Here is a 13041-nt window from a genome sequence, read left to right as displayed (position 1 = left end):
TAATATCAAATAAAAGTCGGTTATATACAAATAAGGTGCTTTGAACAGAAATATACATAATATATTTGGCGGGCATAGGGTTATCATGTTGATAGCCCTATGCTTCTTTGTCATAGGAGCCATTGTTGGGGCAAGTGGTCCTAAGAAGCGAGGGCGTGCAAAGAAGAATTCTACAGATACACGAGTCTATCTCCAACATGCCAACGAGTTCAGCTACGACATGTACGGCAAACATCCTGATGCCCAGTTTGTAAAAGGCAACGTATCCTTTTTGCACAAAGGCATTGTGCTTACTTGTGACAGTGCGCTGTATTTCCAGCAGACAAACTCGTTTGAGGCATTCGGACATGTGAAGATGCGGCAAGGGGACACTCTTACGCTGACATCTGACTATGCCTACTATGACGGTAACGATGAAATGGCTGAGGTGCGCCACAATGTCATCCTGACCCACCGCAAGACAAAACTGTATTGTGACTCACTGAATTATGACCGTATCTATTCCATAGGCTATTTCTTTGAGGGCGGAAAACTTGTTGATGGTGAGACAACCCTGACTTCAGACTGGGGGCAATACTCCACTGCCGACAAGCAGGCTGTCTTTTACTATGATGTCCGCCTGAAGAACAAGACATCACTAACCGAAGGAGACACATTGTATTATGATACACGCACTTCACGTGCACATGTAGTCGGTCCGTCAAAGATTACAACAAAAGAAGATGTAATAATTACCGAAGACGGATATTACAACAGCAAAAACGACCAAATGGAACTGTACAGCCGTTCCACTATCAACCGTAATGACGGCAAGGTCATCACCGCCGACTCTTTGCAGCACAACAGCAATACAGGCATCAGTGAATGTTTTGGCAATGTTGAGTTTGACGACTCCATAAACAAATCAGCTTTCCGTGGCGATTATGTCTACTATGATGAGAACAAAGGCTACGGACTTGCAACAAAGCGCGCCATCGCCATGGACTATTCACAGGGCGACACACTTTATCTGCACGGTGACACAATGCGCCTCTTCACATACAACATAAACACCGACTCGGTCTATCGCGTCATGCAATGCTCACCGCATGTCCGTGCCTACAGGAAAGATGTGCAGGCAGTCTGCGACTCAATGGTGATGCTCTCACGTGACTCTGTCCTCATAATGTACAAAGACCCGATACTATGGAGCGACGGCAGACAGATAGTAGGCGAAGAGATACGGGCTTATATGGCAGACTCCACAATTCGCTTCGCCCATGTCATTGGGCAGGCTTTCTCCATAGAGCAAATGCCAGACACTGTCCACTACAACCAAATATCGTCCAAGGAGATGAAGACGTATTTCACTGACGGCCGGCTGCGGCTCAACCAGGCAGAAGGCAACGTACTGACGCTCTATTATGCCGAAGACAGTGCCGACAGCACACTCATCGGACTCAACTATCTTGAGACTGATACCATGCGCATGTACTTCACCCCTGCAAGGAAAATGGACAAGATATGGGCATGCAAGCACAACGGAGTGATGTACCCTATATCACAAATCCCGCCCGACAAGTATTTCCTTCCCGGTTTCGCATGGTTTGATTATGTGCGTCCGTTATCCAAGGACGACATACTCGAATGGAGACCAAAGAAGGAAGGCATGGAACTGAAAAAGGAAAAGCGCCGTCAGGCTCCACGCAACACCGTCGCAACGCTGCAAAAAAACTAACATAAAAAATTTCCACAAACAGAATCCCAAACAGAACGACAATGGACAAGATACAACTTCTTCCCGATACAGTAGCCAACCTTATTGCAGCCGGTGAGGTGGTGCAACGCCCCGCCTCTGTGATAAAGGAACTGATGGAGAATGCCATCGATGCCGGTGCGACACAGATAGACGTCTTGGTCATCGAAGCAGGACGCACATCCATACAGGTCGTTGACAATGGCGTGGGAATGTCCGTCACCGATGCACGCCTCGCCTTTGAGCGTCATGCGACATCAAAGATACGCAAGGCGGATGACCTCTTCTCGCTTGAGACAATGGGCTTCCGAGGAGAAGCCCTCCCCTCTATCGCCTCCGTGGCACAGGTTACGCTGAAGACTCGCCAAGAGGATGACACTGTCGGCATTTCATTGCGCATCGACGGCGGACGTTTCGTGTCGCAAACACCTGTCGCATGCTCGAAAGGATGCCATTTCATTGTGGATAACATATTCTATAATGTGCCCGTACGCCGCAGATTCCTGAAGTCAAACACAACAGAACTGAACAATGTGGTCTCTGCATTCCAGCGCATCGCACTCGTCTACCCACAGATTGGATTCACTCTGCAAAGCAACAACCAGAAACTCTTCGACCTTCGTGCTTCGTCTCTCCATCAGCGCATCGTAGATGTATTCGGGAAAAAACTCAAACAGCACCTCCTGCCACTCGATGTGGAGACAACACTCGGAAAGATTGAGGGCTTTGTCGGCAAACCGGAATCCGCACGCAAGAAAGGGGCACAGCAATATTTCTTTGTCAACGGACGCTTCATGCGCCACCCTTACTTCCAAAAAGCGGTGATGGAAGCCTATGAGCGTCTTGTCCCACAGGGAGAACAAGTGCCGTTCTTCATCTATTTCACTGTCGACCCTAAAGACATCGATGTCAACATCCACCCTACAAAGACAGAGATAAAGTTCCAGGATGAGCAGGCTCTGTGGCAGATTCTCTCCGCTGCCGTACGTGAGGCGGTAGGCAGATTCAGCAACATCCCTTCCATAGATTTTGACACAGAAGGAAAACTGGACATGCCCGTCTTTGAAGAAATGGAGAACATTTCCATGCCGTCAATCGCTATCAATACACAGTATAATCCTTTCAAAGAAACCACGAGTCATGGCGATTCCGGAACGAGAGACCATAAGCAGAGTGTATCATCCGACTGGAGTTCTCTTTACGATAATGCAACTTCAGGGCAGGATGTGGTGGAGACAGAGATACATTCTTCCATTTTTGACGATGACCTCTTTGGAGATTCGGAGGAAAACATGTCTTCCAAGGCAAGCGATACGGCACCTGACATTTCATCATGCTTCCAATACAAAGGGTCATATATCCTCACATCCGTGCCCCAAGGGCTGATGGTCATCGACCAAGAGCGTGCCCACGAGCGCATACTCTTTGAGCGTTATGAGGAATCTTTGGCAAGCGGCAAGCATACCTCCCAGCCGTTGCTGTTCCCGGAGAAGATACAGTTCTCTGTGGCAGAAATGGTCATCCTTCCAACAATAATCCCCCAACTGGAATCTCTCGGCTTTGATTTCTCCGACCTTGGTGGCGGGACCTACGCCATCAATGCCGTACCCGGAGAACTCAGCAGCATAAACGCGGCAAAAGTTGTCACGCAGACTGTTGAGGCTGCCGAGGACACGGAACTGTCCGGAAAAAGTCTCTATTCGTCACTTGCAGCAACCATGGCGCGCAACTCTGCCATTCCCCACGGTCAGGTGTTGTCAGAGGATGAGATGCGCAACCTTGTGCGTGACCTTTTCCAATGCTCCAACTCCAACTACACTCCATCGGGAAAGAAAATCCATGCAACCCTCCGCCACGACAACCTCCTGCACATGCTTGGATAATCTGTCCTGAGAATAAGTAACTGTTGAAAATTAATTTACACTAAAAGCGTCATGAACATCGAATCATTCAGAGAATATTGTCTATCGCTTCCCAATGTAACGGAAAAGATGCCATTCACAAAAGTAAAAGACCCATACAGCCGGAATGTATTGTGCTTCTATATTGGCAGCAAATGGTTCTGCTACGTGAATATAGAGGTGTTCGACCGCTGCTGTGTCAAATCCGCACCTGATGAAGCTGAGGAATTGCGTGCAAGATATGCCGGAATAACCCCTGCATGGCACATGAACAAACGCCTATGGAATGATGTGTACTTCAACAGCGATGTATCTGACAGCAAAATATTGGAACTGGTTGCAGAGTCTTATCGGCTTGTACTCGGTTCACTCCCTGCCAAAGAAAGGAAAATATTATCACTAAAATAAACAGCACCCAACTCTCAAACCACAAGAGTTGGGTGCTGTTTTGTATAATCGACAAATTGTCTGCGCTATTTTTACAGGAAAATGCCAAGCTTTCTTATTTCGTGTACGCAGCTTTGACCTTCTTGAAAAGGTCGGAAGCGAAGACAAGGTCATTGAGTTTCTCGTTTGTCGACTCCATTACCATTGTCTTGTCGCCCACCCATTCCTTCTCACCATTATATATAAATAGGATGTTGTCGCCGATGCCCATGACAGAGTTCATGTCGTGAGTGTTGATGATTGTCGTCATGTTGAAATCCTCGGTGATGCCGTGCAGGAGTTCATCAATCACAAGCGATGTCTTTGGGTCAAGTCCCGAGTTCGGTTCGTCACAGAAAAGGTATTTCGGGTTGAGCACTATGGCGCGCGCAATGGCGACACGCTTCTGCATGCCTCCCGAGATTTCGCCCGGAAACTTGTCCTGCGCCTGTATCAGACCGACACGGTCGAGGCATGCCTGCGCACGCTTTACGCGCTCGCGATGTGTCATTTTTGAGAACATATCAAGAGGGAACATCACGTTTTCCAGCACGGAAAGCGAGTCAAAGAGGGCTGCCGACTGGAATATCATCCCCATTTCGCGGCGCATGGCGATACGCTCCTCCTTGGACATGGTGACGAAATTCCTGCCGTCGTAGAGCACTTCGCCCTCGGTAGGGTCAAAGAGTCCGACAAGGTTCTTCATGAGCACAGTCTTTCCCGAGCCCGACTGACCGATTATAAGGTTTGTCTTGCCGTTCTCGAATGTCGCGTCTATGCCTTTGAGCACTTCTCTGTCGCCAAAGGACTTGTGCAGGTTCTTTACTTCAATCATCTTAACTTAGGAGGTTTGTCAGGAAAACATCAGAGAAAAGTATGAGCACCGAACTGCTCACAACAGCGGAAGTGGATGCGTCGCCTACTTCCACAGAGCCGCCTTCCACACTGTAACCGCAGTAGGAAGAGACACTGGCAATGATGAAGGCGAAGAACTCGCTCTTTATGATGGACATCCACACAAACCACGAATTGAACGAATGCTGCAGTCCGAGTGTAAGGTCGTCAGGCGAAAGGATATGCCCTATGTATGCTGTGGCGTATGCACCAACGAATCCCATGCCGTTGGCAAAGATGACAAGCACGGGCATAAGCGTCAGCAGTCCGAGGATTTTCGGCAGGATAAGGTACGCCGCCGAATTGATTCCCATGATGTCCAGCGCGTCAATCTGTTGTGTCACGCGCATCGTTCCGAGTTCCGATGCAATGTTCGAGCCTACCTTTCCCGCAAGGATAAGGCACATTATGGAGCTTGAGAACTCAAGGAGCATTATTTCACGCGTTGTGTATCCACTTACCCACCGTGGCATCCATGGCGACTGGATGTTGAGCTTCATCTGGATACATATCACCGCACCAATGAAGAATGATATAAGAAGCACGATGCCAATACTGTTGACACCGAGCGCAGACATCTCCTTCACGTACTGTTTCCAGTACATGCGCAGACGTTCCGGACGGGAGAATGTCCTCCCCATCAATATGCAGTAGCGTCCGAAGAGGTTGAGAAACTTAAAGACTAACATGGTGCAAAGTTACGAAAATAAAATGAAGAACATGGAAAGGGTGGCAAAGAATTATGATTTGATTAGTTAAAAATATTGAATTACACATTGTTAGTAACATATAATTCGGTATTTCTTTGTAATTTTGCATCTCAGATGTGCCATCTTCTTGCCTTTGGAACGTGTTTCAAGGGCATAATGTCATGGCATATGGCAGATTTAACAACAATAAATTACCAAATACTCAAAACAAAGATGAATATCACATTTGACAATTCTGCAAAGGTCAGCGGCAAGCTGACACTCGTTGTTGAGGAAGCAGATTACAAGAACGAGTACGACAAGACTATCAAGGCGCAGTGCAAGCGTGCCAGCATTCCGGGATTCCGTCCAGGCAAAGCGCCACGTGCCATGGTAGAGCGCCAGATTGGCCCTTCTGTCCTCGTTGACACACTGAACAAGCTCGTGGGACAGAAGCTTTACGAGTATGTGCAGACAGAGAAGATAGACATGCTCGGAGAGCCTATGCCTTCTGAGTCACAGGAGCAGATTGACCTCGAGAAGCCGGCTCCATACACATTCGTGTTTGACATCGCTCTCGCTCCTGAACTTAACGTAACATTCGACGGAAGAACAAAAGTTCCTTACTATACAATCAAGGTTACTGACGAACTCATTGACCAGCAAGCGCAGATGTACGCAAGCCGTACAGGTTCTTACGAGAAGGTTGAGGAGTATCAGGACAACGATATGCTCAAGGGCGACCTCCGTCAGCTTGACGCAGAGGGCAACACCATGGAAGAGGGCATCAACCTCACAGAGGCTATCATCATGCCTAAGTACATCAAGAACGCTGACGAGCAGGGCAAGTTCGCAAGCATCAAGCTCGGCGACATCATCACTTTCAACCCACGCAAGGCTTACGAGAACGACGCAGAACTCGCAGCACTTCTGAAGGTCAGCAAGGAGCAGGTTGGCATCTATGAGGGTGACTTCAGCTATCAGGTGACAGAAATCAGCCGCTACCAGCCACATGCCATCGACGAGGAACTCTTCGAGCAGGCTTTCCCGGGAGCAGAAATCAAGGACGAGGCTGCTTTCCGTGCACGCATCGCAGAGGATTTGAAGGGTCAGTTGGAGCAGAACTCTGAGTTCAAGTTCCTTGCCGACATCCGCGAGGCTGCCATCAAGAAGGCCGGCGACGTTCAGTATGCTGACGACCTCATGAAGAAAATCATGCTTGCAAACAACACTGACAAGGGTCAGGAGTATGTTGACAAGAACTACGAGGCAAGCATCAAGGAACTCACATGGCACCTTCTGAAGAACAAGCTCGCTCAGGCTCAGGAAATCAAGATTGAGGATGAGGACGTGAAGAATGCTGCAAAGGAGATGGCTAAGATGCAGTTCGCTCAGTATGGCATGACAAACGTTCCTGAGGAGTATCTTGACAACTATGTTCAGGAGATCATGAAGAAGCGCGAGAACATCGACTCTCTCGTTGAGCGCGCTCTCGACGTTAAGCTCGTTGCTGCTCTCAAAGGCATCGTGAAACTTGAGGATAAAGAGGTTACTCTTGACGAGTTCAACAAGCTCGCAGAGGCTGAATAAAGTAAATATCTATGCGCAAAAGGGGCAAAGACGCACCATTTCGCATACATTCCATTAATGTGGGAAACGAAGTCACAAGACTTTGTTTCCCACATTTCATTTATATAACCATTATAAAAAGATACTGCTTTACGGCTGGAACGTAGACACAGAGCACATATTACAGCAGCCAGAACAAACTCCAATGCAAACGCTTGCATTACAAAAAAACAGCTTTCTTCTGCATTTTTCTATGGCTTTCGCTGAAAACAGCTACCTTTGCACCTGTGATAAAGATAAATAAGTCTCATAGTTGGTAAATAGTATCAGAGAGTATTGAAGAGTATCTGGCTAAGGTTCAGAGATTGGCAAAATCTTCAGGATAACACATTTTTGCAATAAGCGACATCAGATATAACTTGGAAAGCCTGCCGACAGGCGACTCATCGTCAATGAAAAAAAGACAGTAAAATAGTTTTGTTATAGTGTGTGGACTTATGGAATGAAGTTAGTTAGTTGGTAGTTTGATAGTTGGCACATACTTCTTTCATGTGTCCTTATTGGCTCATGTGCAATGGTACGCGTACGATTTTGCGGAAATCCATTAACATGAGCCATTTTCCCATCGCCTCCTTACCTCTCCGCAAGCCACCCTCCGAGAGACCGGAGACAACCTTTTGTTCCTTCAATACAAAAATGTGTTCCATATTTCCGCACAACTTTTAAAAACTCCAAAAATACTTTTCCTTAGACATCAAAAACCTTGTGATTTAAACAATTTTGAATATCTTTGCACAATATATGCTGCAAAACAAAAAACAAGGGAAGCCTATGCAAGAAATGAAACAAACTCTCTTATACATTGCCGTGATACTTTCCGCGCTGCCTGCTGCCTCGCAGACGCTGTCACTGGACAGTTGCAGGGCTTTGGCTCTTAGCAACAACAGGCAACTCGCCATCGGTCGGGTGAAGAAAGACGTGGCAATGAACATACGCAAGTCGGCGCGCACGAAGTACCTGCCACGCATCACCGCACTGGGCGGCTACGAACTGATGAGCAAGGAGGTGAGTCTCCTCAACGACGGACAGAAAGCCTTCCTGAACAACTTTGGCACAACAATGTCAAACAGTGTGGGAGGGATGATGCAAAACCTCCTCGGTCCATACATCGCCAACGGCACTATCTCCCCTGACGCTGCACAGAAACTGATGCAGGGTTTGCAGTCCATGGGCATAGAGACGAAAGGCAACAGTGTCGGCGCTGCCATAACAGAGGCTTTCCGCACAGACACAAGGCAGATGTTTGCCGGCTCTGTCATGCTTACACAACCTATATATATGGGTGGAGCGATAACAGCCCTCAACAAAATGGCCGACATCCAAGAGCAGCTTGCCGAGAACGGGCTGCAACAGCAAACCCACGAGACTATCTACGAAATAGACAACGTCTATTGGCTCGTAGTCTCTTTGCGCCACAAGCAGGAGCTTGCAAAGCAGTTCAACAAACTTGTAACGCAGCTGCATGGTGATGTCCTGAAAATGGTGCGTGAGGGTGTGGCGACAAAAGCCGACGGACTGAAAGTAGCCGTAAAGGTAAACGAAAGCGAGATAGCACTCACACAGGCTGAGAACGGTGTAGCATTGGCAAAGATGCTCCTATGCCAACAGTGCGGACTGCCGCTTGATTCCGACATAACGCTTGCCGACGAGAACAGCGGAAACATTGCCTTGGTCGATGAAAGGACTGTCGACACAAAGACTGCCATAGAGAACCGAACCGAGACAAAGATACTCGAAAACACCATTAATCTGTCGAAACAGGCGACAAACCTTGTCCGTGCAGCATTCCTTCCGCAAGTGATGCTCACAGGCGGCTACATGGTTTCCAACCCTAATGTCTACAACGGATTCGAGAAACGCTTCTCCGGTGTATGGAATGTGGGCGTCATCTTCCGTGTGCCTGTCTGGAACTGGTTTGAGGGAACTTACAAGGTGCGTGCCTCAAAGGCTGCCACGACAATGGCGGAATATGAGCTTGCCGAAGCGAAAGAGAAGATTGAACTCCAAATAAACCAGCAGAGATTCAAGCTCAGCGAGGCGAACAAGCGGCTCGCAATGGCTGAGAAGAACATCGACAGTGCGGAGGAGAACCTGCGTTGCGCCACCCTCGGCTTCAAGGAGGGAGTGATGAGTTCTACGGATGTCATAGGAGCACAGACGGCATGGTATCAGGCTAAGAGCCAGAAGATTGACGCCGAGATTGACGTAAGGATGAGCCAACTGTCGTTGCAGAAAGCACAGGGCGTGTTGGAATAATGCCGCAAATGCAACGGCAGTATGGATTTTCAAAACAAAAACACCGAAAAACAAAATTACAAATATATGAACGAGAAGCAGCAAAATAAGAGTGTGATGCTTGCAGTGGTGGCATTCGCACTCGTGGTTCTTGTAGTAGGCGCGATTGGCTATTTCACAATCGGCACGGCAAAGGAAGAGATTCAGGGAGAGATAGAAGTGGAGGAATACCGTGTGTCAAGCAAAGTCCCGGGACGCATCCTGGAACTTTGCGTCAAGGAGGGTGACTATGTGAAGGCAGGAGACACTCTTGCCATCCTCGACAGTCCTGAGATTAAGGCAAAGAAGGCACAGGCGGAAAGTGCCGATGATGCGGCACAGGCTCTGTCTGACATGGCACAGGCGGGGGCGCGCCAAGAGCAGATACGCGGCGCTTATGAGCTTTTCCAGCAGGCAAAAGCGGGCGCCGATGTGGCGAAGAAAAGCTATGAGCGCATACAAAGGCTGTTTGACGAGGGTGTTGTGACAGCCCAGAAGCGTGACGAGACTTACGCTGCATACAAGGCAATGGAGGCACAGATGAAGGCAGCAAAGAGCCAGTACGACATGGCTGTCAACGGTGCGAGAAAGGAAGAGAAGCGTGCTGCTGCGGCACAGGTCAACCGCGCCAAAGGTGCTGTGCAGGAAGTGGAGGCTTATATGCACGAGACTGTGCAGACAGCGCAGATGGACGGCGAGGTCAGCGACATCTATCCGAAACTCGGAGAGCTTGTCGGCACCGGCTCCCCTATCATGACAATATCCATGATGAAGAACATTTATGCCACGTTCAACATACGCGAGGACCAGCTGAACGGCATGAAAGTCGGCGACACATTCACAGCTTTCTGCCCGGCATTCAGCAAAGACCTGCAGATGAAGGTCTACTACATCAAGGACCAAGGCTCTTACGCCACATGGAAGGCGACAAAGTCCAACGGACAGTATGACCTCAAGACATTCGAGGTAAAGGCACGCCCTCTCAACCCGTTTGACGGCTTGCGCCCGGGAATGACACTTGTAAAGAAGTAAGCGGAGTAAGAACCAACAAACCATACCACCACATAATCATGTGGCGACATGGCACAAAAAACAAAACGAAACCATTGAGAAGACTTGCTGACATAATGCTGCGCGAATGCGGAAAGATAAGGCAGAACCCTATCTATCTGCTCAGTATGGTTGTCCTGCCGCTGCTTGTAACGCTGTTCTTCACATCACTGATGAGCGAAGGACAGCCACAGGAGATGCCTGTGGGAGTGGTGGATTTGGACAATTCCTCCACGACACGCGCCATCGTACGCCGCCTTGACGGCATGCAGACATCACACGTCGTGGCATATTACCCTTCGGCAAGCGAAGCAAGAAAGGCGATACAGCATGGCGAGATATACGCTTTCCTGTATATTCCGCAAGGAACGACCGAGAAACTCCTTGCGGCACGCCAACCGACAGTGTCGTTCTACTATTCCAACACCTCACTGACAGCAGGAGCATTGCTATTCCGTGACCTCAAGACTGTCACCACTCTTGCCGGTGCTGCCGTGGGACAGGCGACAATGCGGGCAAAGGGATTCACAGAGAAACAGACAATGGCGTTCCTGCAACCTATTACCCTGGACACGCATCTTGTGAACAACCCTGTCACAAGCTACAACCTTTACCTTTCCACAATGCTCATTCCGGCGGCAATAATGCTCTTCATAATGATTCTTACCACCTACACCTTAGGGACAGAACTGAAAGAGGGCAGCGGAAAGGAACTTATGGAACGTGCCGGAGGGAATGCCCTTATTGCCATCGCAGGCAAACTCCTGCCACAGACATTGCTGTTCGTTGCAATAATGCTTATCCACGCATTCTACCTCTTCGGAGTGCTCGGATTCACCCATGAAGGCGGCCTTGCATGGATTCTTTTCCTCAATGTGCTCGGTGTGCTTGCAGGACAAGGCTTCGGAATAGCCATCTTCGGACTAATGCCGTCCATGCGCATGTCCATGAGCGTATGCTCATTGTGGGGCGTGCTCAGCTTCTCCATGATAGGAGCGGCGTTCCCGGCCTTCGCAATGGATGCTCCTTTGGAAGCCCTCGCATGGCTTTTCCCGATGCGCCACTATTGGCTTGTCTACTCCCTTAATGTCTTCAACGGCTATCCTTTGGCAGACTCATGGCTGCACATTACCGCACTTCTTGTCTTTGCCCTTATGCCGTTGCTGTTCATAAGCAGGATAAAAAAGGCATTCGAGGAATATATCTATGTCAAATGAAAGGAGGAAAAGCGTGAACAAACTATTCGGACATATACGGCACATCTGTGCTATCTGGCAGCAGGAAGTGACAAGCATGCTCAAGGACGAGGGCATGCTGCTCATCCTTCTGCTCATCCCTCTTGCCTACCCCGTGCTTTACTCCTGGGTGTACAACAATGAGGTTGTGCACGAAGTGCCGGTTGTCATTGTCGACAAGAGCCACTCCTCACAAAGCCGCAAGTTCATTCAGATGTACGACGCCTCACCGTCTGTGAAGGTATGCTGCTACGCCAACAACCTGAAAGAGGCGCAAGACATAATCGGTCATCAGAAGGCGTACGGCGCACTCTATTTCCCTGAGGATTTTGGCAAACGCATCAACAGAATGGAACAGGCGACAGTAGGCGTCTATTGTGACATGTCGCTGATGCTCGCCTACAAGAATGTCTACCAGACAGCCACAACCGTCCAAGGGCTTATGGGAGCGGAAATACAGACAAAGCTCCTCGGCAACCACACCACACGTGAGGACGAAGTGGCTACACAGCCGTTGCATGCTGAGGAGGTGCCCATATTCAACACTACGGGCGGTTACGGAAACTTCATCCTGCCGGGCGTTCTGATACTCATACTGCAACAGACTCTGCTGCTCGGTATGGGGCTTTTCATCGGCACTACACGTGAGGAAAACGGCAGAATCATACCGTGCAACCCTCTGTACAGCAACTCTTTGAAGATAATCGGAGGAAGATGGATGGCGTACATCCTGCTTTACACGGTGCTCGCCGCTTACATCCTGCTCGTCATTCCGAAGATGTTCTCTTTCGTCAGCATCATCTATTGGAGGGACTTCCTGCTCTTTATCCTGCCTTTCCTCATGTCATGCATATTCTTTGGCATGACAACAATGAGCATCATACGCCGGCGTGAAGATGTCTTTCTCATTGTTGTTTTCACCAGTGTTCCCCTGCTTTTCATGGCAGGAGTGTCATGGCCTGCAAGCAGCATACCGGAATTTTGGAAATGGCTCAGTTACCTTTTCCCCAGCACTTTCGGCATCAAGGGCTTCATAGCCATGAACTCAATGGGTGCAAGGATAGAGGACATTCGTCCGGAAATCACAGCCTTGTGGGTGCAGACGGCAGTGTATTTCCTAACCACAGCAGCTATTTACCACCGTGAGATGAAGAAATAAAGCGGCATATTTGTACGACTATTTTTCACAAAATAACAATATCCATAAA

Annotated in this window: 11 protein-coding genes; 8 read left to right on the top strand and 3 right to left on the bottom strand. The window is 48.8% G+C overall.

What is annotated here, in order from left to right:
• Positions 1–40 precede the first annotated feature (40 nt).
• Genes HPS57_RS11895 through HPS57_RS11885 form a run of 3 tightly spaced genes read left to right on the top strand, consistent with a single transcriptional unit; the run spans position 41 to position 4044 of the window.
• Entirely contained in the window at positions 41–1717 is a 1677-nt protein-coding gene (locus HPS57_RS11895; protein WP_253946540.1) for an OstA-like protein, read from the top strand.
• 41 nt (positions 1718–1758) lie between these two features.
• Positions 1759–3618, top strand: coding sequence for a DNA mismatch repair endonuclease MutL (gene mutL / locus HPS57_RS11890; RefSeq protein ID WP_172183354.1), 1860 nt, complete (start codon positions 1759–1761; stop codon positions 3616–3618).
• A 51-nt stretch (positions 3619–3669) separates the two neighbouring features.
• Positions 3670–4044, top strand: coding sequence for an MmcQ/YjbR family DNA-binding protein (locus HPS57_RS11885; protein WP_172183351.1), 375 nt, complete (start codon positions 3670–3672; stop codon positions 4042–4044).
• 94 nt (positions 4045–4138) lie between these two features.
• On the opposite strand, the gene HPS57_RS11880 is transcribed toward HPS57_RS11885, so the two are convergent.
• A complete protein-coding gene (locus tag HPS57_RS11880) occupies positions 4139–4897 on the bottom strand; it encodes an ABC transporter ATP-binding protein (protein WP_172183347.1) in 759 nt (252 codons plus the stop codon).
• A gap of 1 nt (position 4898) precedes the next feature.
• A complete protein-coding gene (locus tag HPS57_RS11875) occupies positions 4899–5645 on the bottom strand; it encodes an MlaE family ABC transporter permease (RefSeq protein ID WP_172183344.1) in 747 nt (248 codons plus the stop codon).
• Between the two features lie 234 nt (positions 5646–5879).
• Between HPS57_RS11875 and tig the strand changes: the two genes are divergently transcribed.
• Complete coding sequence (tig, locus tag HPS57_RS11870; RefSeq protein WP_172183340.1) at positions 5880–7235, top strand: trigger factor; 1356 nt, start codon at positions 5880–5882, stop codon at positions 7233–7235.
• Positions 7236–7771: 536 nt separating this feature from the next.
• Here the strand turns inward: tig and HPS57_RS11865 are convergent.
• On the bottom strand, positions 7772–7921 hold the full coding sequence (locus tag HPS57_RS11865; protein ID WP_172183337.1) for a hypothetical protein: 150 nt from the start codon (positions 7919–7921) through the stop codon (positions 7772–7774).
• Between the two features lie 124 nt (positions 7922–8045).
• Here HPS57_RS11865 and HPS57_RS11860 point away from each other — a divergent pair, with 124 nt between their 5' ends.
• From HPS57_RS11860 to HPS57_RS11845, 4 genes are all read left to right on the top strand, one after another.
• Positions 8046–9530 carry a TolC family protein gene (locus tag HPS57_RS11860; protein WP_369811522.1) on the top strand — a complete coding sequence of 495 codons (1485 nt, stop codon included), beginning with the start codon at positions 8046–8048 and terminating at the stop codon, positions 9528–9530.
• 66 nt (positions 9531–9596) lie between these two features.
• Entirely contained in the window at positions 9597–10580 is a 984-nt protein-coding gene (locus HPS57_RS11855; protein ID WP_172183333.1) for an HlyD family secretion protein, read from the top strand.
• Between the two features lie 95 nt (positions 10581–10675).
• Positions 10676–11815, top strand: a complete 1140-nt coding sequence (locus HPS57_RS11850) for an ABC transporter permease (protein ID WP_253946546.1) — start codon at positions 10676–10678, stop codon at positions 11813–11815.
• 13 nt (positions 11816–11828) lie between these two features.
• Positions 11829–12992, top strand: coding sequence for an ABC transporter permease (locus HPS57_RS11845; RefSeq protein ID WP_172183329.1), 1164 nt, complete (start codon positions 11829–11831; stop codon positions 12990–12992).
• Positions 12993–13041: the final 49 nt, after the last annotated feature.

Source organism: Palleniella intestinalis, assembly GCF_013166595.1.
GTDB lineage: Bacteria > Bacteroidota > Bacteroidia > Bacteroidales > Bacteroidaceae > Prevotella > Prevotella intestinalis.
Note: the sequence above shows the minus strand (reverse complement) of the source record. Positions and strands in the feature narration are given on the sequence as shown.

Bases quoted from the DNA above. Each gene is read 5' to 3' on its own strand.
- mutL (WP_172183354.1), top strand. From the start codon at position 1,759: ATGGACAAGATACAACTTCTTCCCGATACAGTAGCCAACCTTATTGCA.
- HPS57_RS11885 (WP_172183351.1), top strand. From the start codon at position 3,670: ATGAACATCGAATCATTCAGAGAATATTGTCTATCGCTTCCCAATGTA.
- HPS57_RS11880 (WP_172183347.1), bottom strand. From the start codon at position 4,897: ATGATTGAAGTAAAGAACCTGCACAAGTCCTTTGGCGACAGAGAAGTG.
- HPS57_RS11875 (WP_172183344.1), bottom strand. From the start codon at position 5,645: ATGTTAGTCTTTAAGTTTCTCAACCTCTTCGGACGCTACTGCATATTG.
- tig (WP_172183340.1), top strand. From the start codon at position 5,880: ATGAATATCACATTTGACAATTCTGCAAAGGTCAGCGGCAAGCTGACA.
- HPS57_RS11865 (WP_172183337.1), bottom strand. From the start codon at position 7,921: ATGGAACACATTTTTGTATTGAAGGAACAAAAGGTTGTCTCCGGTCTC.
- HPS57_RS11860 (WP_369811522.1), top strand. From the start codon at position 8,046: ATGCAAGAAATGAAACAAACTCTCTTATACATTGCCGTGATACTTTCC.
- HPS57_RS11855 (WP_172183333.1), top strand. From the start codon at position 9,597: ATGAACGAGAAGCAGCAAAATAAGAGTGTGATGCTTGCAGTGGTGGCA.
- HPS57_RS11850 (WP_253946546.1), top strand. From the start codon at position 10,676: ATGCTGCGCGAATGCGGAAAGATAAGGCAGAACCCTATCTATCTGCTC.